At 36.2% G+C, this 25236-nt stretch carries 21 protein-coding genes and 1 pseudogene; 15 read left to right on the forward strand and 7 right to left on the reverse strand.

Features of this window, described 5'->3' with window-relative positions; all coding sequences use genetic code 11:
• Positions 1-173: 173 nt before the first annotated feature.
• The gene (locus tag ERK18_RS09455; protein ID WP_261982404.1) at positions 174-305 is read left to right on the forward strand and encodes a hypothetical protein; all 132 of its coding nucleotides are present in this window, start codon (positions 174-176) and stop codon (positions 303-305) included.
• A 203-nt stretch (positions 306-508) separates the two neighbouring features.
• Positions 509-787, forward strand: a pseudogene (locus ERK18_RS02035) (type II toxin-antitoxin system PemK/MazF family toxin); the annotation flags it as partial.
• Between the two features lie 111 nt (positions 788-898).
• On the opposite strand, the gene ERK18_RS02040 reads toward ERK18_RS02035, so the two are convergent.
• Together ERK18_RS02040 and ERK18_RS02045 are read right to left on the reverse strand one after the other, a co-directional pair.
• On the reverse strand, positions 899-1222 hold the full coding sequence (locus ERK18_RS02040) for a hypothetical protein (protein ID WP_109586824.1): 324 nt from the start codon (positions 1220-1222) through the stop codon (positions 899-901).
• Between the two features lie 234 nt (positions 1223-1456).
• Positions 1457-2374 (reverse strand): cytochrome C5, encoded by a 918-nt coding sequence (locus tag ERK18_RS02045; RefSeq protein WP_187154069.1) that lies wholly within the window; start codon positions 2372-2374, stop codon positions 1457-1459.
• A 150-nt stretch (positions 2375-2524) separates the two neighbouring features.
• Here ERK18_RS02045 and ERK18_RS02050 point away from each other — a divergent pair, with 150 nt between their 5' ends.
• From ERK18_RS02050 to ERK18_RS02060, 3 genes are all read left to right on the forward strand, one after another.
• Positions 2525-3763: an MFS transporter gene (locus ERK18_RS02050; RefSeq protein WP_187154070.1), complete on the forward strand. Its 1239-nt coding sequence runs from the start codon at positions 2525-2527 to the stop codon at positions 3761-3763.
• Positions 3764-3919: 156 nt separating this feature from the next.
• A complete protein-coding gene (locus tag ERK18_RS02055) occupies positions 3920-4171 on the forward strand; it encodes an AbrB/MazE/SpoVT family DNA-binding domain-containing protein (RefSeq protein WP_052059690.1) in 252 nt (83 codons plus the stop codon).
• Positions 4165-4497 carry a type II toxin-antitoxin system PemK/MazF family toxin gene (locus ERK18_RS02060; RefSeq protein ID WP_122053019.1) on the forward strand — a complete coding sequence of 111 codons (333 nt, stop codon included), beginning with the start codon at positions 4165-4167 and terminating at the stop codon, positions 4495-4497. Before ERK18_RS02055 ends, ERK18_RS02060 begins: the two co-directional genes overlap by 7 nt.
• 582 nt (positions 4498-5079) lie before the next feature.
• Here the strand turns inward: ERK18_RS02060 and ERK18_RS02065 are convergent.
• Entirely contained in the window at positions 5080-6324 is a 1245-nt protein-coding gene (locus tag ERK18_RS02065) for an MFS transporter (RefSeq protein ID WP_187154071.1), read from the reverse strand.
• Between the two features lie 107 nt (positions 6325-6431).
• Between ERK18_RS02065 and ERK18_RS02070 the strand changes: the two genes are divergently transcribed.
• Entirely contained in the window at positions 6432-7295 is an 864-nt protein-coding gene (locus tag ERK18_RS02070; protein ID WP_187154072.1) for a helix-turn-helix domain-containing protein, read from the forward strand.
• A gap of 194 nt (positions 7296-7489) precedes the next feature.
• A complete protein-coding gene (locus tag ERK18_RS02075; RefSeq protein ID WP_187154073.1) occupies positions 7490-7996 on the forward strand; it encodes a hypothetical protein in 507 nt (168 codons plus the stop codon).
• Between the two features lie 453 nt (positions 7997-8449).
• Here the strand turns inward: ERK18_RS02075 and ERK18_RS02080 are convergent, their stop codons facing one another.
• Positions 8450-10597 carry a PTS sugar transporter subunit IIABC gene (locus ERK18_RS02080; RefSeq protein WP_187154074.1) on the reverse strand — a complete coding sequence of 716 codons (2148 nt, stop codon included), beginning with the start codon at positions 10595-10597 and terminating at the stop codon, positions 8450-8452.
• 370 nt (positions 10598-10967) lie between these two features.
• Here ERK18_RS02080 and ERK18_RS02085 point away from each other — a divergent pair, with 370 nt between their 5' ends.
• Entirely contained in the window at positions 10968-12689 is a 1722-nt protein-coding gene (locus ERK18_RS02085) for an ABC transporter ATP-binding protein (RefSeq protein WP_187154075.1), read from the forward strand.
• 124 nt (positions 12690-12813) lie between these two features.
• On the opposite strand, the gene ERK18_RS02090 is transcribed toward ERK18_RS02085, so the two are convergent.
• From ERK18_RS02090 to ERK18_RS02100, 3 genes are all read right to left on the reverse strand, one after another.
• On the reverse strand, positions 12814-14259 hold the full coding sequence (locus tag ERK18_RS02090; RefSeq protein WP_187154076.1) for a glycoside hydrolase family 1 protein: 1446 nt from the start codon (positions 14257-14259) through the stop codon (positions 12814-12816).
• A gap of 15 nt (positions 14260-14274) precedes the next feature.
• Positions 14275-16248, reverse strand: a complete 1974-nt coding sequence (locus tag ERK18_RS02095) for a beta-glucoside-specific PTS transporter subunit IIABC (RefSeq protein ID WP_187154077.1) — start codon at positions 16246-16248, stop codon at positions 14275-14277.
• A 145-nt stretch (positions 16249-16393) separates the two neighbouring features.
• On the reverse strand, positions 16394-17263 hold the full coding sequence (locus ERK18_RS02100) for a PRD domain-containing protein (RefSeq protein ID WP_187154078.1): 870 nt from the start codon (positions 17261-17263) through the stop codon (positions 16394-16396).
• A gap of 250 nt (positions 17264-17513) precedes the next feature.
• On the opposite strand from ERK18_RS02100, the gene ERK18_RS02105 reads away from it, so the two are divergent.
• From ERK18_RS02105 to ERK18_RS02135, 7 genes are all read left to right on the forward strand, one after another.
• Positions 17514-18467: a class A sortase gene (locus ERK18_RS02105; RefSeq protein WP_187154079.1), complete on the forward strand. Its 954-nt coding sequence runs from the start codon at positions 17514-17516 to the stop codon at positions 18465-18467.
• Positions 18468-18727: 260 nt separating this feature from the next.
• The gene (locus tag ERK18_RS02110; RefSeq protein WP_187154080.1) at positions 18728-18898 is read left to right on the forward strand and encodes a hypothetical protein; all 171 of its coding nucleotides are present in this window, start codon (positions 18728-18730) and stop codon (positions 18896-18898) included.
• A 506-nt stretch (positions 18899-19404) separates the two neighbouring features.
• The gene (locus ERK18_RS02115) at positions 19405-20532 is read left to right on the forward strand and encodes a MucBP domain-containing protein (RefSeq protein ID WP_187154081.1); all 1128 of its coding nucleotides are present in this window, start codon (positions 19405-19407) and stop codon (positions 20530-20532) included.
• A 180-nt stretch (positions 20533-20712) separates the two neighbouring features.
• The gene (locus tag ERK18_RS02120; RefSeq protein WP_187154082.1) at positions 20713-21762 is read left to right on the forward strand and encodes an IS30 family transposase; all 1050 of its coding nucleotides are present in this window, start codon (positions 20713-20715) and stop codon (positions 21760-21762) included.
• Between the two features lie 49 nt (positions 21763-21811).
• On the forward strand, positions 21812-22087 hold the full coding sequence (locus tag ERK18_RS02125) for a BspA family leucine-rich repeat surface protein (RefSeq protein ID WP_187154083.1): 276 nt from the start codon (positions 21812-21814) through the stop codon (positions 22085-22087).
• Between the two features lie 10 nt (positions 22088-22097).
• Entirely contained in the window at positions 22098-22877 is a 780-nt protein-coding gene (locus tag ERK18_RS02130; protein ID WP_187154084.1) for an SLAP domain-containing protein, read from the forward strand.
• 328 nt (positions 22878-23205) lie between these two features.
• Entirely contained in the window at positions 23206-25158 is a 1953-nt protein-coding gene (locus tag ERK18_RS02135) for a MucBP domain-containing protein (protein ID WP_187154085.1), read from the forward strand.
• Positions 25159-25236 lie beyond the last annotated feature (78 nt).

A 25236-nucleotide genomic window follows, 5' to 3' on the forward strand; every position in this document is an offset into this window, starting at 1 on the left:
AAGGCATTATCGCATTGAAAATATGATTATGACTTCTATTAATTATGCTAAATAGCTGTTAAAACTATATTGCTACTTAAAATCAAGATCACCTAAATTTTGGAGAGACATAATCGAAATCTCATCGGGTGCGGTGTATACTTGTACTAACATAAATTAGGGAGCTAATATTAATGAAAAAGAAACTGGGTAACTTTGTTGCTAGAAAAGTTGGTAATTCTATAGCACTTATGGTCCCGAGTAAGGCTGGAGTTAAACCTGGACAACGATTTGAATTGATTCAGGAAGATAAAATAGCACTTTAATCTATAAGGTTATTGACTCTAATCCTTGGTTTAATGGAGAATATGACGATATTGACTTTAAAAAAGAAATTGAACAAGTAGGTAACCCTGATACTATGCAGGTTGGTAAGGAAAATGTAGCATCTAATCAATGAAACATTATTCGGATAGATGCTGAACCACATGCAGGACGATAAGAAGGCGGTCATAATCCCCAATCTGGCAATATTCAAAGACCAGCGATAGTTACATCAAATAATGCATATAATCAAAAAACAGGACTCGCTATCTGCATGCCTCTTACGCATGATCTTAAAAAAGATAATCGTGGTCTATACTATCGTCTTGCTGATATCAGCAGTGGGATATCTGGTAGTGTAGTTACTTTTCAAATGCCTAATTATGATTTTTCCGGTCGAAATGGTAAAATTGTTGGACATGTTAGTGATAAAGACTTGGATAACCTGCTATCTAAAGCATATCAAATTTTAGATAAGCGCTAATTTTTATCAAAATATTGCTTAATTCAAGTCACTCAAAAAATAAAAATAGTTTCATTTTAAAAGCACCTCAGGTTTAACCTGAGGTGCTTATGTTTTTTTTACTTATCCGTATTATTTTTTGAAAAACCAGTGATACATTTTCCCATCGAGAAAGTCACCAATCACAAATATCAGCGTCCACAAAACAATTCCAATAATGCGCACAAACAAGGATGTTACATAATTATTCCAGCTATTATCATATGGCAGAAGAAATAAAACAATAGGAACTACAAGGAAGAAGTACTTAACTTTAGTCCACCGTAAATGTTGGTGCTGATAAAATTGTATAAGTTTAGAATTCTGCGGTGTTTTGTGTGTTAATCTGACGCAAACTAGATATATTAAGTAAATAGCATCAACTATTAGTAAAATCAAAACAATATCATTAAGCATAAATAATCCCCTCCTATTTACAATTTAAGTCAAAAAAATTTTTAAACAGATGATATTTTATTATTTACTGTTTAACTTGATTTTAAAGACAAACCTATACTTTTACAATATTAAGTAAAAATAAATTTGCTATGCAAAATATAATAAACTGCTTTTTCAAAGCAGTTTTTAAAATCATAAAAACCAGCTTATAGAAAACAAAGCTGGTTTTTAATTTAAAACTTTTTCTGGTTTTTAAACGAATCTGTCCTTTTTAATTACCCGGTAAACTGAAATAACTAAAACTAAAATTGCGCAAAGCATTGCCACATAGGCCATAGGTCCGACACTAATAGCAGCCTGAGCCTGACTGCTGGCCATACGATTTTCGACAGCGTATTCTACGATCCACTTACTCAATAAACGAGGAGTTAAAACAAAGCTGATAGTAGCTATGATTGAAGCTACCAAGGCCGTATTGCGCGAATATGGTTCCCGAAAAAATTGTGCTAAAACGCAAAATGCTGGTGCAATCATTAAAAGCAGAACCCACATAATAATTAAACGGCCTGCACCACTGTTCATCATTTGCGCACTGTTAGCCGCATAACGATATTTACCCCACAGCTGTCCACCAGTTAGGGTATTCAATAAACTCAAGAAGTATGATCCCTGTTGACCATAGACGCCACCACGATTAGACAAGATGCCCTGAACGACTTGCAAGCCATCAGTCGAACCAGCTGTGGAAAAATTAACTGTTACCACTTTTTTCATATAAGTGGCCAGAAACATGATAATCGAGCCACCAAATTGCAAAGCTCGTAACATGCTTAATTTCCGGGATGACTTCATTTTAAATTCGAGACTAAGTACCCGGTTAGGATGATGACTGCGACCAATCACAAAGATGCCAATTGCGACCACAATTGCCAGTGCAGCAAGAAGCCACCAGAGTTTGACCATAACTAAGAAAATAGCCAAAACAACTATTGCCACCGCGATGTATGGCCGATCTGCAAAAATATCCCAGAAATTTAACTTTAAATGGCGGCAGTCGGCACGAGTTTGAGAAGTATTATTTTCTCTAATCGTTGCCTTTGGCACCTTGTTTGTGTGCGACTGGGATTTTTGGCGGTATTCCTGCCTAGTTAAGTGCGAATCTCTTCCCATACCAACATCCCTTCCTTTCAGAAATAATATCCTAACATGTTTAATATGAAAATATCATCTATTTAGCAAATTCTTAGCAAATTTATTGTGCTAAAATAGAAAAGATATCATATTTTTTAGAAAAACATTAAAAAAGAAAGCGAGGACGTTTTGACAGTTTCCGAAAAATTTCCGGCTGGCTGGCATAAAGCTTTTGTCACTTTATGGCTAGGCTGCTTTATCACAGGTATGGGTTATTCCATGACAATGCCCTTTATCTCACTATTTATCGCTGATCTGGGCCACTACAGCAAGTTGCAGATTAGTATGTATTCCGGTCTTGCATTTGCCATGACCTTTATTGCTCAGGCAATTGTTTCACCTTATTGGGGCAACTTGGCTGACCGCAAGGGTCGTAAATTAATGTGCATGCGGGCATCTGGGGTCATGGCTTTAACTATTACTGCTACAGGTTTTGCCCCTAATGCTATTTACATAATTGTCATGCGTTTTATTCAGGGTGCTTTTTCCGGCTACATTAACAATGCTACTGCCTTGATCGCAGGAGAAACTCCCCACAGAAAAAGTGGCTGGGTAATGAGTCAAATGATGACTGCCGGTACAGCTGGAAACTTAGTTGGACCACTTTTAGGTGGTGTTTTGTCAAACTTCTTCGGTAACTGGCTTGGTGGCGTCTGGGGCTACCGGATTCCATTCTTCATCACCGGCTTTTTGATGGTGCTCGTCTTCTTAGGGTCGACATTCTTAGTTCATGAAAACTTTACCCCAATTTCTCGTGAAGAAATGAAGCCTATGAAAGAAATCATGCACTCTCTACCAAGCGTTAAACTGATTGTAGTCATGTTCATAACCACCCTGTTAGTGCAGGCCGCTAACATGTCAATTGATCCAATTGTTTCTTTGTATGTCAAATCGATGATGCCTAATAGCAAGAATATTGCCTTTGTAGCGGGGATCGTAGCCGCAACCCCAGGTCTCGGAACACTGCTGGCTGCTTCCAAAATCGGACATAAAATGGATGAAATTGGACCACTAAAAATATTACGCTTAGGTTTAATAGTAGGTGCGATTCTCTTCGTACCTATGGCTTTAACACACTCACCTTGGGTGCTGGCAGGATTGCGTTTTCTACTGGGAATTGCCAGTGCTGCAATGTTACCGGCAGCACAGACTGTTTTGACATTGAACACTCCGGCCGAAAGCTTTGGTCGAATCTTTAGCTACAATCAGTCTTTCCAAGCAGTTGGTTCTGTGTTTGGTTCACTAATGGGTTCTACTATCTCCGGTCTGTTCAACTACGCTACAGTTTTCTGGACTACAGGTTTCACCCTATTGATTAACTTTATTCTGATTATCTTTTTCAGTTTGAGAAAAAGCACTAATAAATAAGAGCTAACTTACAACCAATAAAGTATCCTAATTTTGGTGGTCACATCATATTTCGTTCAGGATGCTTTTTTGTTTTGCTTGATCTCCGTAGATAAACATTGTATAATTTTATTACATTTCAGGATATACATTGTTTATTTTTATAGGGGGAAAATTATGATTCGTGCTACTATATCTAAATGGGGTAATTCTAAAGGCATCCGATTAAACCAAGCAGTCTTGCAAGCATTAAACGCTACTATAGGAGATCAGTTAAACTTTAAAATTGAGGACAACAAAGTAATAATGTCAAAGCAAGATGATACACCTGATTTAACTTTTGAAGAACTTTTTAAAGATTATTCAGGTGAAGAATTTGATACTGAAATTAAGTTACCAGATGAGAGAAAAGGAAATGAAAAATGGTAATTAAGCAAGGATCTATTCTATTAATGGATTTAAGTCCTAAACAGGGGCATGAACAATCTGGCAAACGACCTTATTTATATTTAAGCTATAAAGGAGTTGAAAAATACGCCCATATTGCTGTGTTTGCTCCTATATCTACTACTAAAAGACGCTACCCATTATATCAAGAATTACCTGCTGCATCTCAAACAAAAGGTGTAGTCATGCTAGATCAGCTAGTTACAATCGATTATCATAATCGACCATTTCATTATTTAGAGCAACTACCTGATGATTATATGGAAAAGATACTCAAAATTGTAAAAGTAGTTTTTCAGAAAGATTAGCCAAGCGGTTTTTCTGTAGATAATTCCATGATATGTTGTGAAGCTAAAATTGGTCCTTTTTTTAACACGGTTTTAACAGTTCTCATATCTTCACCAAAGAAATATAGAGTAGCAGAAAAGCTTATTAAATTACCTTTATTTATGGAGATAGATCAAGAGGAAATCTAAGCTGCAGCCTTACTACAGCATGTTAGGGCAATAGATCCAACTGTCAAAATGAAAGGTAATATCAAAGTAAGATTAGACGAAGCTAATATGAAAAAATTAGCACAATTTTAGTTCAATTTTTTAAAAAAAGCAAAAACTGTACTGAACCCCAAAAATTATCCAACTTTTGGGTCTTTTTTATGTCTAAATTAGCTAAACAAGATAAAATTATAATCTATCAGCTTTGGCATAATTATCAAATTAAGACCAAACTAAAAGAACTAACTCCGATCAAATAAGGGCAATTAGTTCTCAGTTAACAACCATAAAGTGTGCTAATTTTGGTATTCACACCATTATCTTGGTGGCTTTTTATATCTGGCTTAGAAAAATGCTGGCAAAAAGCAACTGCAAGTTTACCAGCTAAATGGCTATTTATTGCGCTTTTTGTGCGGATTTTCTCATCACCAATACGGTAATTGCAAAGAGCAAAATACTGACGATTAATAATCCTAGAAGAGAATATTGCACGTTTGTCACCGCTGATAAGGTGGTAAAAGCAGTTGTCATTAAGGGACTGGCAATTAATAAAATCGTATTGATCAGGCCAATGGAAGATGCCAAAATTTTATGATCAACTGCACCTACCATCCACTGCGTTAGTTTTGGTGTAGCAGTTCCCGCAAAAAAGCCTAAGATACAGTAGGTTATTAAACAGAACCAGATTTGTTTGCTTAAAATAGCAATTATGACACTGGCACCAGCAATATTGGCAAATATAATAATGAGATAAAGGCTAACTTTTTTAAATAAATTAGTACCAAAAATACTGCCTGAGGCAGCGCCTATTCCTGCCATAGCGCCAATTAACGCTATTGTAAAACTATAAGTTCCGATGACCATCACCTGACGATTGCCCGCAATTACAATAGAAATCAGGGGCTCGATCGTGCTGAGAACTCCGTTTAAAACGGCGATTACCAGTACTGTAGTAACTAGGCCACTAGCCTTTTTCACTTGCTTTAATGCTAAAACCAAGGTAGCCCAAAAACCGCGATCATCGATTTCCTGCGTAATAGTTGCAATACCCTTTTTACGTTTACTTCTGGCAATATTGTAATAGATCAAGCCGGCTAAGATAAAGGTCAGGCCGTTAATTACAGCCAGTGCAGAATATGACATAAATAGCAAAAGTCCTGACCCAACAAACTGACTAACCAAAGTAATTACCTGTGAGACACCGCTGGTAAAGCCTTCGGCTTCAGCAATCTCATCCTTTTTAACCAGACTAATAATTAGTGGTGTGGTCAGTCCGCCAGAATAAGTTCCGGCCGTATCAGAAATAAAGTTGATGATAATCACCATAATTACCAGATTCCAACCCGCAATATTCTGGCTAAAAAGAAAACCAACCAGTAAATAAAGCGCACCTCTAATCATGGCCATCCAGACTATTTTTTGAAATTTATTCTGCGTCCGGTCAGCTAGATAGCCACAAACGCTGGAAAACAGCCGGGGAACTGACTCTGAAATGGCGATTAATGATAAGGCCAGCGAATAATTTTTGAGCCGACTGGCATAAGTCATCAGCGCTAAATAGAATAAAATATCTCCAGCACTAGATAAAATGCTGGCAATTGAAAACTTGCGATATTCTTTATTTTTAAAAAAGATAGTCATAATTTTTTCTCCTTTTTAGCTTTCTTTATTTTCAATTGTACTTGAGCTAAAATTGAGAAAAGAAAAGTGTCATATATGAAACAAAAAAATATTAATGAGGTTAAATTATGACTATCGGTGCATTACTTAGACAATACCGTTTAGAAGCTGGCAAAACTCAACGCGCATGGATTGGCGACGTTATCAGCCCCTCTTTTTATTCTAAAGTAGAAAAAGATCTGACCCGTATTTCAGCGGCAGACCTAATTGAACTATTACGGCAAAATCACGTGAAAATTGCTACTTTTTTTAAGCAACTTGATTACCAGGCTGAAAGTGAAGATAATCTCAAAAAGAAGATTGTTGCCCAAATGACAGACGCTTATTATAATTTTGATATTAAGCGCCTAAAAGAAATCAAACAGACTATCGCAGGTAGCCAGCTTGCTAGTAAAAATGAATTAATGCTACGTGTGAACTCGATCCTGGCTATTATAGATGGTACTAAAGAGAAATTGAGCGCTGCGGAAATCCAGCAACTAAAAAATAAATTCTTTAATGAAGAGAATTTTGACTGGAAAACTATCAAAATTTTCCTGAACTGCATGGTTTTTTATGATTTTGCCAGTGATATGATCATTACTAACAAAATTTTTCAACAATTTAAAGATAGCGATAATGACAATATACAATTTATAGTGTTGGGAATATTAATCAATATGATTAGTATGTGTCTGGAAAAAGACAAGTACCAGGAAGCAAAGCAGTTGGTGGAAAAATCGCATGAGATTCACACCCAGCCACTAACCTGCTTTAATAAGATGACTCTATTATTTTTGGAAAACATTATTAACTATCATTTTGATCCCCAACAGGTTTATCTGGATAATTGCGCAAGGCAAATAGAAGAGTTTGCCTTAATCGGCATGACTGAATATAGTAAGCAGTTGAAAAAAATTGTGCAGGAAAAGACAGGTGGCAATTTAGTATAAATAGAAGCCGGTTCCAGCATTCACTGGTAACCAGCTTTTTATTATCAATTTGATTAAGACACTCCTATAGTCTAGGGATCAACAAAAAGCAAAAATTTTCCGTTGCTGCCAAGAAAAGCCTTTCTAAAGCTAAGACGCAGTATAATTAAATGAAAATAAAGCAGTTACTGCTAAGTTGTGAAAGTGTAAATATCATGAAGTCAAACGAAGAAATGATTGAAGGACAACAACTCTATCCTTCAAATAATTCAGGATTTACTAACTCCAATAAAAGTGTGACTGTTGGACATAAAGTAAACATTCTGCATGTAATCACAGGAATAATTTTAGTCATTTTAGTGTCATTATTTATGACTGGATTTGGCTATCAACCATGGTGGGTACTGGGATTCACAATTTTGGCAGGAATTTTTATTACTTTACCAACATGTTTTAGTGGATATTGGCTGATCGATAAAAATGGAATTACTGTAGTGAGTTATAGTTCAAATGATGCAATGAAACTTATGCAGCTGTTACATATCAAAAAAATATATACAAAATCATATTTATTCGAGAATATCACTAATGCTGAAATTACATATCATAAAAAAGTTCGAATCAGTCCACTTGATTTTAACCCAGACTTTTTTAAACTAAATTTGACTGTGAATAAAAAAGTTATTCAATTAGAATTAGGAAAATTCAAGCAAAAGATTTAATAGAAATTGTCACTATACTTACTAATCTTGGAGTAGCTGTTTATGATAGACAACAGTAGTTTGGTTGCTTAAAGAGAATAAAAATTTATTTAATCACTTTCATAATGGTAAATGGGCATCACTATAGTGGCATCATAGATAAAAAGGCACAGCTTGTTTAATTTTTTGTTGAAATATGCAAAAAATGTTAGTAGACGATTCTGCATAAGTAGACAATGCACAATTGTATTGTCCACAAAAAGTCGATTTTTTGTTGAATCTATGACAGTAAAAATAAAATGTGAATAAATATAGCGTAAGCAAATTGGCAACTAAACCCTATTTCAAATTTGCCATCAATTTAATTTTTGAGTAAAAAAAACCAGGCTTTCTAAACGAAAAGCTTGGCTTTTTTACTTGCAGCAATTGGCTGAAGCAATATGTTCTAACATAGAAATCTGGCATTATAGCTGTTTATTTTTTAACCAACAACTCGGCTACTTGATCATTAGCAGTAACTCTATCATTATCAGCAATTTTGACATCTAATAATCGGTCAGACAGAGTAGCTACAAAGATAACATCAGTTGCCTTTCCAGCAGATTTAATTTCTGTTATATGCATCTCTGCCAGCTTGTCACCCTGATGGACTTGTTCTTTTTCAGAGCAAAGAATCTTAAAGCCTTTGCCCTTAAGTTCAACAGTATCTAATCCCATATGCAAAAGATACTCAATGCCATTTTCATCTTTTATGCCAATTGCATGTTTAGTCGGAAAAATTGTTGTTATAGTGCCATTAACTGGAGCATAAATATTGTCATTTTCTGGTAAGATCGCAAGGCCTTTACCTACCAACTCTTTGGAAAAGACCCCATCATTTAAGGTTTGCAATGATTCCAGCTGTCCATCAGCAGGTGCAAACAATGCAATTTTTTGACTCGGACCCGTTTCAACTGACTTTTGAACTTTTTTATCCTCTGAATCTAACTTCGAACTATTTGCTGGCTTAACAGAATTTGCAACAGTTTTTGGTGCTTTGCCGCTATTAATCAGATCCATTACATTTGTTTTAATGTTGCCGACAGTAGTGCCATAAATTACCTGGACAGACGCACCGTTAACTACTGTTCCGGCTGCTCCCGTTGAGGTTAAAGTTTCTTTATCTACTAAATTGCCGTCTTTAACTGTCACCCGCAGCCTTGTGGCACAGTTGTCAACATTCACTAAATTATCAGTTCCGCCTAGAGCTGCTACTATTTCATAAGCTACTTGCTCATCTTTAGTTAGAGCAGTAAATTTCTTATTATCAACATAATCTTTCTTGGTTTTTAAAGTAGTATCATCTTTACGACCAGGCGTATTGAGATCGAACTTAGTAATTACAAATCTAAACAAGAAATAGTAAACAACGAAATAAGCAATACCTAAGAAGATGATTGGAACCCAATTAGTTCTGGCATTTCCGGGTAACACACCATAAAGAACAAAGTCTATTAAGCCACCGGAAAAGGTAAAGCCTACTCCTACTTTTAGCAATGTTACAAAGACTGCAGAAAAAGCAAAAAGTACACAGTGAACGCCAAAATACAAAAATGGTGAAGCAAATAAAATAGTAAATTCAAGTGGTTCGGTAATTCCAGTTAAAATGGAAGTTACCGCAGAGGATACTAAAAGTCCTTTAATTTCACTCCTTTTATCTTTACGAGCTACAGAGTACATTGCAAGGGCAGCAGCTGGCAAGCCAAAAATCATTTCTGGGAACTGAAATGAAAAGAATCTGGCAGCTTCATACGAAATTTTCCCGCCGGCAGCTAATTGTGCAAAGACAATATTTTGGGCACCTTGCACGGTATGACCAGCAACAACAGCCGTTCCACCTACCGCTGTTTGCCAAAATGGCAAATAGAAAATGTGGTGTAAACCAAAGGGTATCAACATTCTGTAGATTAATCCGTATAGAAAGGAACCAACTACTCCTGATTTAGCAATAAAGAAGCCCAAAGCAGAAATTCCAGCAGCAAAATAAGGCCAAATATATGAAAGCAAAATTCCTAATATTACGCCAGAAACCGCGGCGGCTATTGGCGGAAAGTGAGTCCCGCCAAAAAATGAAATTACATCTGGCAGTTTAATATTGTAGTACTTATTGTGTAGCCATACGACTATCAACCCAATAATAATTCCCCCGAATACTCCCAGGTTCATTGTGTTGTTAAAACCCAACACATTTGTAATTAAGCCATTAACTTGTTTGAGCTGATTTAAATTTCTGAGATTTTTAATTGAACTGGTTAAGGAAGCGTACATTAAAAAGTAGCCTACAACCGCAGAAAGCGCAGCGACCCCTTTTTCACTTTTTGCCATTCCCAACGCTATAGAGACAGCAAATAGCAAGCCTAGATTGTCAAAGACTACAGAGCCACAGTCATTTAAAATGCTTAAAAACCTGTTTAACGGCATCCCTGGCGATAAAATGCTCTCCAAGTGATACAACTTTATAAAAGTCGGACCGGTAAAAGAAGCACCCAATCCTAGAAATAATCCCGCTATCGGAAGCAACGAAATTGGCAACATGAATGTCTTGCCAACCTGTTGCGCCTTAGCATAAATTTTTCCTTTCATTATTTTCCTCCTGTATCTATTTAAATACTCCAGATTAGATGTTCTCATTAAGACAAAATATAAACAATCCTTTGTGATTCGTAAAAACTATTTTTTTCTGTATTTGTAATGAAATACTTCTTTCTATGCTTAATATCCTTCAAATTAATACTAACTTGACCTGCCTATTTTTAAAAAAACTTTCTATAATTTTTTTCACGCAGAACTATCAAAATAACTATTATTTTATAATTTTAAAAAATATAACTTTATTTTAAAATAGTTCTTTCGATTATAAAATGTTTAGCGTATAGTGAGAAGACGTAGAAGAATTTAAAATAATTAGATACTTTTACTTATGTTTTTTAGAATAGAAAGGTTGTTTATATTAATGGAAAAGTATAAAAAATATGATAAGTTAAATTATTATCTTGCGCTCTTTTTTTCGGGAATAGTTTATCCCCTTGTAAACTTATTGCTTGCTTTGGTGTTAAAAAGATTAATTGACTCAGGGATTGCCAGGAATGTTTATGAATTAAAAAATGCAATATTTGTTTGTTTATTAGTATGTATATTTTTGGCAACTGCTGTTTTTACCAGTGAACTAACCAAAAATAGGTTTGTTAATAATTTTAGTAAAAAATATCGCAGGCATATTTTTAATGAGATTATTGCAAGTGACCTAAATGAATTCAGCAACAATAGTACCGGAGATTTTTTAGCAACAATGACAAATACTGTCTCGACAATTGAGGAAAAATATATCAAATCTTTCTTTAGTATTGTTTCTAACTCGTCATTACTGCTTTTCTCGATTATAGGGATGTTTATGATTAACTGGCAGCTGTCAATACCAGTGCTAATAGTAAGTTTAGTGCCAATTATTGTTATGAGTTTGTTGGGTGGGAAAATGCAGGCAAAGCAAAATCTGGCTTTGACGCAACAAAATGCCTATGTCTCCAAGGTAAAAGACGCATTTTCAGGCTTTTTAGTAATTAAAAGCTTTAATATTGAAAAGCAAATTAGCAAAGAATTTCAGAACGGTAACGATAAACGGGCTGATAGTGAGTTTTCTCTGTCAGAACTTAATAATATTTCGGTATCAATTTCGAATTTCTCTGGATATTTAGTTTTTCTGGTTGCATACGGACTAGGAATGTTTATGGTAATTAATGGAAACACCAGTATTGGCGGAGTTACAGCAATTGTGCAATTAGTTAATTTTATTGTAATGCCACTGAGCAAATTGGGTCTGGAAATGAATAACAAAAAGGCTGGTTTAGCCGCCAGCAAAACTCTGAATCAGTTGCTGGAGAAAGTGCATAATCCGGTAAAAGATAACAGCAACTATTTGAAATTGAACAGATTTGAAAATGAAATCAAATTGACCAACGTTAGTTTTTCCTATCCCCAGCATGGTGAAACGGGAAAGAGGGTACTTTCACACATCAACTTACGAATAGAAAAAGGCAAAAAATACGCACTTGTAGGTATGTCGGGCAGCGGTAAGACAACATTATTAAAGTTACTAATGAGATATTACAAATTGACTAAGGATGGCAACATCAGTATAGATAACGTAAATATCAATAACATTAATTTGTCATCGCTTTATAAACTAATAAATATTGTCCAACAGGACGTCTATATTTTTGATAATTCTCTTGCGTATAATATAATGCTAGGGAAATCTTTTACAGATAAAGAACTGAATTATGCTATAAATAAGGCTGGTTTAAGAAAGCTAGTAGACGGCAATTCTAAGGGCGTTGATCTGAATGTTGGCGAAAATGGCAAAGCTTTATCTGGTGGCCAAAAGCAGAGAATTTCTATAGCGCGAGCATTAATTAGAAAAACACCTATCTTGTTAATGGATGAAGCAACGTCATCTTTAGATCAAAAAAATACTACTGCAATTGAAAATGCCATTTTAGAAATAAAGGATTTAACATCAATTGTGGTAACACATAAATTGAATCCAAACTTATTACAAAAATATGATGCGATAATTTTTATGAAAGACGGCACTATTACTGAAGAAGGTTCTTATGAAGAATTAATGAAGCAAAAAGGTGATTTATATAATCTATGCAGCCTAACTATGACTAATTAGTTTATAGCAATCAATGTTTTGAAAAAATTGCAATAGAAATTGACATAGCAAAAAAGCGTGCTTTTAAGCACGCTTTTTCTTATTTATTTTGCTCACATGAGCCGAGTTGTATCTCCGACAATAATTACCCTAAATCAGCACCGTTAGTGGAAATAACCTTTTTGTACCAGTCAAAAGACTTTTTCTTGTAACGGTTAAAGCTGCCGTTGCCTTCATCGTCTTCATCAACATAGATAAAGCCATAACGTTTCGACATTTCACCAGTTGAAGCACTGACCAAGTCAATACAGCCCCAAGGAGTATAGCCCATAACATCAACGCCATCGTCTATTGCCTGGGAAATAGCCTCGATATGTTCACGCAAGTAGTCAATCCGGTAATCATCAGCCACATAATGATTTTCGTCAGGTTTGTCTACCGCGCCCAGACCATTTTCAACAATGAAAACAGGTTTTTGGTAGCGATCGGACAATTGGTTTAAGGCAATTCTTAATCCAGTCGGATCAATTTGCCAGCCCCAGTCACTGCTCTTTAAAAATGGGTTCTTAACGCCGCCTATCATATTGCCGTTAGCAGTTTCTTGGTTTTCATGGGTAACATCAACTACAGATGACATATAATAGCTAAAACCAATATAGTCAACTGGATATTGAGCTAACAATGCTAATTCATCATCAGTATAATCAATGTCAGCTAATTGCACGCCTTGACGAGCTAATAAACTCTTAGTATAGGCAGGATAATGTCCTCTGACTTGAACATCAGCACAGAAAAAGTTATTAGCCTGATTATCTTGCAGGGTAGCCAACTGGTTCTTAGGATTTGAGTCATAGCTGTAAGTGGTAGCGTATAAAATCATGCAGCCAATTTTTATATCAGGATTGAGTTCATGACCAATTTTAACCGCTTTTGCACTAGCAACAAATTGGTTATGCCATGACTGGTAAATATTTTTCTTATCGTCAGCACCATTACTTGTCGTTAAGCCTTGACTCATAATTGGAAAGTGAGCGGCACTGTTAATTTCGTTGAAAGTCATCCAGTATTTAACTTTATCTTGGTAGCGGGTTAAAACAGTGCGGGCAAAACGCTCGTAGAAGTCAATTAACTTCTTATTCTTCCAGCTGCCATATTCTGTAATTAAATGAAGAGGTAATTCATAGTGAGAAATAGTAATCACAGGCTCAATATCATGCTTTAGACATTCATCAATTAGTAAGTCATAAAACCTAAGTCCCTCTTCATTAGGAGTTTCTTCATCCCCATTAGGAAAAATTCTGGACCAGGCAATTGAAAAGCGGTAGCACTTAAAGCCCATTTCGGCAAAAAGTGCAATGTCTTCTTTATAATGATGATAGTGATCAATACCAATGTGGTTAGGATAAACGTAATCTGAATTAATCTTAAAATCAAAATCAGGTGAAGCAATGATTTTCATTCGGTCCTTACCGCCAGGCATAACATCTGGTAAAGATAAACCTTTACCTCCCTCTTGGTAAGCACCCTCTAATTGATTGGCAGCAGTAGCACCGCCCCATAAAAATCCTTTAGGAAAATTATTTGTGGTCATTATTGTCTCCTTTCGTTATTTCAAGTCTAATAATGCATCCCCAATGGTTATTGTACCATTCGCAACTACATTAACTTCATGGTAATTATTAGAATTAGTAACAATTACTGGTGTTGTAGTTTCAAAGCCAGCTTTTTTAATAGCTTCAAGGTCAAATTTAATAAGAGGCTCACCCTTTTTAATACTCTGACCCTTTTTAACTAAAGTAGTAAAGCCTTTGCCATCAAGTTCCACCGTATCCATACCAATATGAATCATTACTTCTGCGCCATTAGTCGATTTAAGACCAATTGCGTGGCCAGTAGGGAAAACCATTACCACTTCACCATCAAGGGGTGAACAAACTTTGCCTTCTCGTGGTGCAATCGCAACACCTTTGCCCATTGAGCCACTGGAGAAGACCTCATCTTTAACCTCGCTTAATGGCACAACCTGTCCATTTAACGGAGCTACCAATTTTTCTTCCTTATTGTATGAAACTTCTGGTTTAACATTTGCGGAACTTGCAGAATTGTTTGCTGCAGCATCATCTGTACCTGCATTTGTAGCTGTGGCTAAAGCAGCTTGTTCAGTTATCGGTGCGTCAACACTGTTTTTACCAAATAGCATTTGGAAAACAAAGCCTAAAATTGTTGCTATAACCATTGCTAGAATTAAACCATAAACGCCAGTATCAATACCATTTTTACCAATAGCGTCTGGAATTGAGAAAATTCCCATTCCGGCCATCTGGAATACTTTTACTTGGAAAAAGCCAATGATGCCGGCACCAATTGCAGAGGCAATACAACTTAAAATAAACGGCTTCTTTCTTTCGAGGGTGACACCATAAATAGCTGGCTCAGTAACCCCGAAAATACCAGAAACAAAGGCTGGAATCGCAATACTGCGGGTTTTTTCATCTTTAGTTTGGAAAATAATTGCTAAAACGACACCCGTTTGGGCAAATGATGCAGCTAAAGATAAGCCTAAGATTGGATCATAACCTAAAGCAGCAATATTGGTCATCATAACTGCCACAAAGCCCCAGTGAACGCCAAAGATAACAAATACTTGCCAGAATGCTCCCATTAAAATGCCGGCAACAATTGGGCTGAAGTGGTAAACAGCACTGACAGCAGCTGCAATAGCATTACCTAACCAGGTAGCAACAGGACCAATGACAATAAAGGTAACAGGAATAGTAATTAGTAAAACCATAAATGGCACTAAGAAAGTTTTGACAACATCAGGAATAATCTTTTTAGCCAATTTTTGCACTTTAGATGCAAACCAAATTGACAGGATAATCGGAATGACTGATGAAGTGTAGTTCATCGAAATTACTGGAATTCCCAAAAAAGTCATGTGAATTGGTGCTTGGAGAATAGTACCTTTAAATACAGTAAACAGAGTTGTTTTACTGCTGGCCATTGCGACAATTGAAGGATAGCAAAGTGCAGCACCAATTGTTGCACCTAGATAGCCATTCATGCCGAACTTTTTAGCTGCTGAAATTCCTAAAATAACTGGCAGGAAGTAGAATAAACTGTCACCAATGGCATTCAAAATAATGTAAGTACCAGAAGTTTGTGCTTCCCAGCCAAAAGCCAGAAACATGGCATTAAAGCCCTTGATCATACCGGCAGCACACATTGGTCCTAAAATCGGGTTGAAAATACCGGAAATTAAATCAATGAACTTATCGGCCAAACTCATGTTGCTGGTATCTTCATAATCATCGGGCACGCTGCCGCCACCAGAAAAGCCGCCTACTTTAACCAGCGTGTCATAAACATCAGCGACATTATTGCCAATCACAACTTGGTACTGACCGCCCGATTTCACAACAGAAATTACACCATCAGTGGCCTTTAATTTGTCATCATCAGCTTTTTTCATATCCTTTAATTTAAAACGCAAGCGCGTAGTACAGTGCACAACACTGATCACGTTATCTTTACCGCCAACATCAGCGATAATTTCACGACTTAGATCCTCGTAAGCCATTTTTTCCTCCTAAATATCAAAACCCGAGGACCTCAAGAAAGCACCTCACTAATTTATTGTGAGATTTTCACCTGAAGTTCTCGGGTTAATGCCTGTAAACAGTAACACACCGTTTAAACTTATAAATTATTAAAATAGAGTAAATTTAATTCTTCTGCGATTGAGCATCTTTTTGTCTATGCGTTACCCGCCAGACATGAAGAGTTAAATATACCTGATCGTCAGGCTGCAATTGCCAGCCTGCCTGCTTGTATAAGTACGTGCCGATTTTTTGGACAGTATCATAAGCCTTTTTGTACTTGACTTTCATTAATTCAATTAAGGAATGGTCAAGTTCACTGCCTGAATCCTGGTCGCTTTCACCACACATATGCCTTACCATAAAGGCACGTAAATGGGTCATGAACCTGTTGAAGTTAAATGATTCAGTATCCAGCTGCATTCCGTATTGATACTGGATAATATCAATTACTCCCTTAATCAGTTTAGTAATTTTAATTGTATCCTGCAGTTTTGTTTGACCAGAACCTGCATTAATGAAGTGATATGTCAGATAAGCTGCCTCACTTTGAGGAAAGTCAAGCTTAGTTTTTTCCTTCATTAACCTTAAGGCTTCTTGAGCCGTGCCATATTCCTTAGGAAATATTTTTTTCATTTCCCAGCCAAGCGTATCTTGACCTAATTCAATATTTCCTGTAGCACGGGTTAACATAAAATCAATGTGATCAGCCAAAACCAAAAATTCATAATCAGAAAAAGTAATCTGTAATTTTTGACTTGCCAAATTAATCACAGCAGTCGTTAACGTCAAGGTCCGCTGATCAATATCTCTTACGCTGTCAATCATCTTAATGTTCTTTTCAACAGCAACGAAACGGCGTGAAATTTTGTTCTCATCAATGGGATCGCCAACTTTTTTGCCAAAGCCAATCCCGTTGCCAATCACCACCCAATCTACTCCAGCTTTATCAGACACCAAGGCAGCGTTGTTGTTAAAATTTTTAACAAATTTCACTTCAACTACTTCCTTTCCAATAAAAAAACCTACAAACAGTACCAAAAAAGTATTGTTCATAGGTAATGCCTGATCAAATCAGTAACACGTCTACATACAGCTGATATTATAAATCAGTATTAAAGCGATTTCAATACTTATTTGATTATTTTTTTTAAGTGTTTAATTCAAGATAAATAATTGTGCTTTACGCAAATTTATACTTAAATAGTAGCAGAAGCCTAATAGCAGTTTAAAGGAAAAGAATCAAATGGCAAATAAAAAGAAAGCAAAATCTTTAAAAACACAAATATGGTCCACTATTCGTGTGTTACTTTTAGGTGCCCTGTTCTATCTGGGCGTAACCTTGATCTTTTTCGGCTCCGGTTTTGGCAACTCCTATGTAGTGCAGCAAAATGCGGAAAAAGCAAATACCACTTTAACACAAAAGAAAGCAGATAGAAATAAAAAACGCAAAACAAGTTATGATGCCAGCAAAACCAAATCAGTTAGTGCAGCCAGCGTCCTTAGAGCCAAGCAAATTAAGGCATACGCTATTGGTCGCATTGCTATTCCTGCTGTTAATATTCATAACCCCCTTTTTGCCGGTTATGGCGATCAAAACCAGAACTTAGAATACGGTGTCGTTACCTGTCTGCCCGATCGCGTCATGGGCGGTGCTAATAATTATGTGCTTGCAGGACACTATATGGGGTCTTATGGTCCTGCAGTTTTGGATAATTTACATCTGGCACACCCTGGTGACCTCATCTATGTAACAGACTTGCATCATATTTACGTGTATAAAATAAAAAGGATGTCTTTTGCCATCAAACCAACTCAAGTTGAAGTTGAAAACAATGTGCAGGATAAGAGTATGATTACCCTAATTACATGTTCAGACTTTAACACTTCCAAATACGGTTACGGTCAACACCGTACAGTTGCACAGGGCGACTTGATCAGCAAAATGAAGGCTACTAAGCATAATCTAGTGACTAGCGAATTAACTGCTAAGCCAAAGCATATTAAAAAAGAGCATCAGGTATCTTTGAAAAAAAATAAACAGCACGAGACATTTAACAAGACTGTGCAAGTCAGGTCAAAGGCCAAGCCAAAATTTTACCAAAATATGACTTTTATCAGGACAGTAATTATTATCTTTAACGTTGTTTTTGTCCTTACTATAGGCTGGCGACTTGGTCATATCTGGTTTTTGAAATAGCAATTGAAAGGTTAACTATATAATAGTAGTAAAAATTATCTATTTCGAAATAGTCATCTGTGTTAATCCATGCTATACTGAGGTTAACACAGTATTATGAGGATAGTATTTGACTGCGGTTACTTTTACATACAAAATAGATAGTTAAATTTTAAAAAGGAATTTCATTTAAGCATTACAATTGCTATTGTTAGTTCTAAGTAAGCGCTCTTAGCATCAAATATACAGCTATTTGGATTAGTAAAGAAGATGGTGACTAAATGACGACTAAAACCCGAGAATCAAGCGACTTGAATGATACAATTGAGCCTGCATTTAAACTGCAAAATTCTGTCGAAGATTTCAACTTTAATATAATCTCTCCTTTTCAAAAATTGATAAGAGACAAAAATATCAGTTATGAAAACTATCAAAAATGGCTATCATGTTAAAGACCATTCATACTTAATAATATTAATCCTATTTACTAAAAGTTAAGGATTTAAACTTTGATAAAGATTTAATACACGATTCTTCATTATTGATCGACATTGTATATTTTAGTTTATGATATTTTCTTATGTTGTTAAGTCAATTAATGTAGTTCTCGGTTTTATTTTATTTGCATAAATAGTTTGATCTTAATAGCATTGAAACATCCTAGCTTCATTAAATCGAAGATCATCCCCTGTACTTGCCCTTCCTAGACAAACCCTAGATAATACTGATTTGTTACAACTCTGTTTGTATGATATCCTTAAACCCTTGTTCGGATTGAAAACTACTGGTATAGCCTAGCTTGAGTTCAGTGTACCCAGTTAGACTTTAAAACAATAAAATAACATTTTTATAAATTATAGTACACATGTTATTTTATTTTACAAAGTTGCATTGACTTTCAAAAAGTCACGACATATAATTGGTTTATATTCAATAATATCAGTAAAAGAGGGATTATATGACTACACAAAGTAAATTTTATAAAAAAAGCAAAAAGCTGTTTGTTAGCGGTATAACAATAACAGCTATTAGTCTTTTGGGTACAAAAGCTTATACTGTTAAAGCCGATAATTTATCAGCTGGCTATTTAATGACCCAAAAAGTTAATCAAAATAATAATTTAAAACCAGTTAGCGCTGTTCCTACTTCAATTGCTTCAGCCAAAATCGTGCAAGAAGAAAATTTAGACCAAAATACTACTGGTTCCGACAAAAATCAAAACAGCAATGTTGGCAAAGCTGATACCAAACTTCAAGAACAAGTCAGTATCTATTATAAGGATGAAAGTGGGAAAGCTTTGCCTGATAATGAAGGCAAGACCTCTGATCACGGCACTATTGAAGAAGGCGAAAAAGGTAAGCATTTCACTGCCCCTGAAATTAAAGGCTACAAGCTTAGCTACATATTAATCAATGGCAACAAAGTAACCGATACTGACACTGCAAGTCTAGACTATACTGGAGCTGACTCTAACCCAACGGTTACCTTTGTCTATGCCAAAGTGGAAAAAACCTATTATCGTAACAAGGCTGCAGCAGTTACTGTAAAATATCAGGATGAATTGGGCAATACCCTAGCGGACGACATAATTTTAAATGGTTATGTTGGCGATGGGTATACAACTGGCGCTAAAGAAGTTACAGGTTATACTTTAAAAACAAGACCGGATAACGCTACCAGTTTCTTTGGTGATTATCCTCAAAGCGTAATTTACGTATATGTCAAAGACAATCAGGATAATCTTCCAAATAATGACAATAATATAGGAAATGGTATTGATATAACTGATGGAACTGGCAAGACCAATAATTTACCAAAAACAAAAGATCATAATGATAATGCTGGAAACCGCAAGCTTATTAATAGTGGTAAAAATAATGGCGATCCAAGTAATTTAACTGGCTCTGACAACCATAATGGTCATGCTGCTACTAAGGTATTAAGCAATAAAGATACAAAACAGGGTGAAAAACTACCACAAACCGGCTTTGACAAACAATCACGATTTGTTGCTTTGCTAGTTGGTTTTATGGCAATTATTACTAGTATAGTAGGTGCTTGGTTTAATCGTAAAAAGAAAGAATAACTAAATTTAATGTAAACTTTAAAATACTCCGTGAGGCATGATTGGCTTTTCGGAGTATTTTTAAATTGGTAAATTGTAAAATGAAGTTGAACACTTATCCTGATTAGAAAATAAAAAAAGTCCATTGGACTTCTCTGATAGAATGTAATTAACCCAATCAATTCTAGAAAGAAGTTTCCAATGAACTCGCTTAATTCTACCATATCTAGTCACCAAAAGGGCCAACATCTTGCTTTGCAAGACCGCGTAATTATCCAAGTTTTACGCAGCCAAGGCCAGTCCCTGCGTCAAATCGCCGCTAGTCTCAACTGTTCGCCCACCACAGTCAAGTACGAGCTTGAACGCGGCCAGATTGCACTCTATCACGGTAAACGGCACCGCTACGATGCGCAAGTGGCGCAAAGACGCTACCAGATAAGGCGCTTAAACTGCGGCCGTAAGCAAGCTTTTCTAGCCAAAACCCGTTTCATTAAGTACGTTGAACGGCACTTCTTCAAGCAGGGCTGGTCGCTTGATGCCTGCGCCGGTCGGGCCTTAGCCAGCGGCGCCTTTACCCGGAATGAAACAGTCTGCACCAAGACGCTTTACCATTATGTGGAACTTGGTTTATTACAGATTAAGGCAACTGACTTGCCTGAGTGCTTAAGCCGCAAGACGAAAGCCAAACGGGTACGCCAGCATAAACGCAGATTGGGCCGCAGTATTAGTGAACGGCCGGCTACTATTAACCAGCGCCGCGAGTTTGGCCACTGGGAGTGCGATCTGGTTTTAGGACATAAAACTAAAGATGACCAAGCTCTCTTGACCCTGTATGAACGCATGACCCGCAAATTCATGATTATCCCGATTAAGGATAAGACGGCTGCCAGCGTGATGGCGGCCTTTAAAACCTTGCGCAGCCAATACCAGGAGCACTGGCACGAAGTTTTTAAGACCATTACCACCGATAATGGTTCTGAGTTTGCGGATCCAGCCCAGTTAGAACAAGCAGCGCAGACGCTGGTTTACTATGCACACCCCTACACCTCGTGCGAGAAGGGCGGGGTTGAGCGGCACAACCGGTTAATTCGGCGCTTCATTCCTAAAGGCAAGTACATCAAGGATTATGACTTAAGGCAAATCTACGGCATTGAGGACTGGTGCAATAACCTGCCCCGCAAAATCTTAGCCCACCACACACCCGATGAATTATATGAAAGAAGATTAGATTGCATCTATCAGATCAAATAGGGTGTTCAACTTAAAATTGCAATTTTCGAAATTGAAAGATTAATCAATCTTGACACAAAAAAAAGGCACTAACATGAAACTAATGTTTGCCAGTGATCCTAAATTGACTTCAGTAGTCCTGTCATTCTTTAACACTTCTGTTGTAACTGACATGTCATACATGTTTGCTATAAATGATACATTTAATCCTGACAATAAACTAGATGCAAATGACACTCCAAAATTGACTGAAATTAAAGGTTTGGATAAGTTTGATACTACCAGTGCAAAACAGATGCACAATACGTTCAGTAACCAAAAGTGCTTTAACGTCTTTAGACATTAGTAATTTTAAGATGAATGTCATAGAACCTAGTGATGGAAAAACTGATACAATTGATCAAAACATGTTTTCAGGTATGGATAGCCTAAATGATATTAAACTTGGTAGAAGCAATATCATTAACAGCTCAGGACTACCTGGTTCAGAAAAAGAAAGTCTCAGCGAAGGAAAGACTTTCTGGTTCCTAAAAGACAATAAAGACAGTAATAACAAAGGATTAAGTTCAATAGAACTCATGCGAAAATTTGATGGTAAAAATGATACTACTGAATATGCTGGTGAATACACCACTACAAAACCAGTGGATAACAACAATACAGCAAGCACCCCTTCAACTCCAAGTAATAATACTACAACCACGACTGACAAACAGGACACTACCAAGCCTGCTGCTGACAGCAAGAAGCCAGCTAAGAAGGCCAAGAAAGGTGTTAAGAGAGTTGTTACCCACAACGCTTATATCTTTAACCAAAAAGGCAAGCATGTAAAAGGTGAATACTTCGTTGGTAAAACTGTTACTACTTATGGTACTAAGACCATTAACGGCAAGAAGTTCTACGCTTTAGGCAAGAACCGTTTCGTTAAGGCTAATAATGTTACTGGCATTAACCGTAAATTAAAGCACAATGCCTTTATTTACACTAAGAAAGCTAATAATAAAGTTAAACGTTATGGTCACAAAGTCCTTAAAAAGAATAAGACAGTTAGAACTTACGGTGGTGCTATTAAGATGCACAATAAGTTATACTACATCGTAGGCAAGAACCAATTTGTCAAGAAAGCAAACTTTTAAAGATTAAGAGATTTACTTTATAAATAAAAAGAACTCAACTAGTAGTTAAAATGCTAATTGAGTTCTTTTTTATGCTCAAAACTTATTAAACAACTTCAAGATGATGTGTTTATATTACTAATTAGAGTAATACCTCCAGCAAATAACGAAATTAAATTTATAAATCAAAAACAGTTTTTAGGTGAGCTAATTATTTATTCTTGCCAAACAAGGTGAAATGTATAAATAGTGTTATTAAGTTTAATGAATTGTATAATAAGGGAAATAGGTATAAGAAAAATATTAATCATGTATATGTTTATTTTATAATCAAGGAATGAATAGCAAAATGAGCCAGAAAAAGAAACCTATGCGAACCAAAACAGCAACAATGTTTTTTAGTGTTGCTACAGCAATTTCAAGTTCACTAACTGTTAACTCTATAACAGCTAAAGCAGATCCATCTCTGCCCTCTCCTGCACAAATTAAGAATAAACAAATTAATAATACCAATTATGCTAATTCTAAGTTAATTAGCAAAGAGCAACCAAACCCTCAAAAACAACTTCAGCCAAAAATTGCAGAGTCTACTGCTCCAAGTGCTGCTAATTTTAAATGGGGCAATCTTGATATCAGCTATAGTAACCATGTCATTACCGTCCCCAGTGGTAGTGTAGGTCAACCGGATTCTTTAGCTCACATTACCGGCATTAATAGTGACGATATCCAAGAAGTTAAATTTACAGGTCAACTAAAGATTGGTTCAGCTTCTGAAATGTTTAAGGACTTAACTAATTTAACTAAAATCACTGGTTTGGAAAATCTGGATACATCTGCTACCAGTGATATGCGGTACATGTTTGCGAATTGCCAAAATTTAACCAGCATAGCTGGCATTGATAATTTACAGACCACCAAAGTTACTAATATGTCTTTTATGTTTGCGGGCTGCAGTAAATTAGCAAGTCTGGACCTATCAAGTTTTAATACTGCTAATACTAGTTATGTAGAGAGCATGTTTCAGGATTGTGAAAATTTACAGAACATTAAGTTTTCACCTGATTTCACAATAGCCAAGGTGGACGATATAAGTCACATGTTCAGTGGATGTTCAAGCTTAACTGCTTTAGATCTTAGTAAGTTTAATACTAGCCAAGTTAAAAAAATGATTTGGACTTTTAAGGATTGCTCCAGCTTAACCAAGTTGGATTTATCATCATTCGACACGTCTAACGTAATTGATATGAATGGAATGTTTAATAATTGTAGTAACTTAAAAGAACTTGATCTCAGGAGTTTTGTCATAGATCCCAATATTGATAAGGGTTATATGTTAGATGGACTCGCTAAATTAAATACCCTTAAACTAGGTAAAAGTACATATATTAATGATACGCATCTTAACACTCCAGGAACTTGGGTCAATATCGGCGATAGAAGCGAAGACGAACCACAAGCAAACAATAAATATCTGTCTGAAGACTTAATTGCCCATGCCCACAACATTCTTGGTGACACTTATATTCGACCAGGTAATCCTATTACTGTTTCTTACTTGGATACTAGTAAAAGATCACTTGCACCCGATATTAGTTTGAAGGGCAAAATTGGCGATGCTTATAAAGTGACTGCGAAGCCAATTCCGGGATATATCGTAAAGGAAGTCCCGGATAATTCTACTGGGGTTTTCACCGATCAGCCGCAGAACATCGAATTTATTTATTCTGCTGACCCAGAATCCAACTCTACCATCACACCAATTAAAGCTGCAGATGTTACCGTCTATTATCAAGATGAAAACGGCAATCAAATTGCACCTGAAACGGTATTACAAGGTAATGTGGGTGACGGCTACACCACTGGTATTGTTGAGATCCCAGATTATACTTTAAAAGTAAGACCTGAGAATGCCACCGGTTTTTTCAGCACTGAACAGCAAAGCGTAACTTATATTTATGCTCAAAATAATGCCATCCCTGAAGAAAATGACCAAAATAGTCCAATAAATTCATCCAGTAATAACCCTAGCCAAAATGGTACTTCAACTTCCCAAACTAATGAGTCCCAAAACAAACACAGGCTCAACAAGAATGGTGTTACTGAGAACTATACTATTTTCAAATCCTCTGACAGTGATTCTGACTCCACTAATCCAACACTTATCACCAACAATGGCCAAGAAGAAGAGTTGCCACAAACTGGCACTAATGAACGTTCACAAATAATTGTGCTGTTGTTAGGCTTTTTGTCGGTAATTTGCAGCCTGCTTGCCAGTTGCTTTAGTAAAAAGAAAAAAGGATGATTGCAAATTCAAAAATTCCGTCATAATTGACGGAATTTTTCGTCTTGCATAAAAATAAACGAACCGTTTTAATAAGAG

Source organism: Lactobacillus kimbladii, from assembly GCF_014323605.1.
Lineage (GTDB): Bacteria > Bacillota > Bacilli > Lactobacillales > Lactobacillaceae > Lactobacillus > Lactobacillus kimbladii_B.

Coding starts and splice junctions, on each gene's coding strand:
- ERK18_RS09455 (WP_261982404.1), top strand. CDS start 174: ATGAAAAAGAAACTGGGTAACTTTGTTGCTAGAAAAGTTGGTAATTCT.
- ERK18_RS02040 (WP_109586824.1), bottom strand. CDS start 1,222: ATGCTTAATGATATTGTTTTGATTTTACTAATAGTTGATGCTATTTAC.
- ERK18_RS02045 (WP_187154069.1), bottom strand. CDS start 2,374: ATGGGAAGAGATTCGCACTTAACTAGGCAGGAATACCGCCAAAAATCC.
- ERK18_RS02055 (WP_052059690.1), top strand. CDS start 3,920: ATGATTCGTGCTACTATATCTAAATGGGGTAATTCTAAAGGCATCCGA.
- ERK18_RS02060 (WP_122053019.1), top strand. CDS start 4,165: ATGGTAATTAAGCAAGGATCTATTCTATTAATGGATTTAAGTCCTAAA.
- ERK18_RS02065 (WP_187154071.1), bottom strand. CDS start 6,324: ATGACTATCTTTTTTAAAAATAAAGAATATCGCAAGTTTTCAATTGCC.
- ERK18_RS02070 (WP_187154072.1), top strand. CDS start 6,432: ATGACTATCGGTGCATTACTTAGACAATACCGTTTAGAAGCTGGCAAA.
- ERK18_RS02075 (WP_187154073.1), top strand. CDS start 7,490: ATGAAGTCAAACGAAGAAATGATTGAAGGACAACAACTCTATCCTTCA.
- ERK18_RS02080 (WP_187154074.1), bottom strand. CDS start 10,597: ATGAAAGGAAAAATTTATGCTAAGGCGCAACAGGTTGGCAAGACATTC.
- ERK18_RS02085 (WP_187154075.1), top strand. CDS start 10,968: ATGGAAAAGTATAAAAAATATGATAAGTTAAATTATTATCTTGCGCTC.
- ERK18_RS02090 (WP_187154076.1), bottom strand. CDS start 14,259: ATGACCACAAATAATTTTCCTAAAGGATTTTTATGGGGCGGTGCTACT.
- ERK18_RS02095 (WP_187154077.1), bottom strand. CDS start 16,248: ATGGCTTACGAGGATCTAAGTCGTGAAATTATCGCTGATGTTGGCGGT.
- ERK18_RS02105 (WP_187154079.1), top strand. CDS start 17,514: ATGGCAAATAAAAAGAAAGCAAAATCTTTAAAAACACAAATATGGTCC.
- ERK18_RS02110 (WP_187154080.1), top strand. CDS start 18,728: ATGACGACTAAAACCCGAGAATCAAGCGACTTGAATGATACAATTGAG.
- ERK18_RS02115 (WP_187154081.1), top strand. CDS start 19,405: ATGACTACACAAAGTAAATTTTATAAAAAAAGCAAAAAGCTGTTTGTT.
- ERK18_RS02120 (WP_187154082.1), top strand. CDS start 20,713: ATGAACTCGCTTAATTCTACCATATCTAGTCACCAAAAGGGCCAACAT.
- ERK18_RS02130 (WP_187154084.1), top strand. CDS start 22,098: ATGAATGTCATAGAACCTAGTGATGGAAAAACTGATACAATTGATCAA.
- ERK18_RS02135 (WP_187154085.1), top strand. CDS start 23,206: ATGAGCCAGAAAAAGAAACCTATGCGAACCAAAACAGCAACAATGTTT.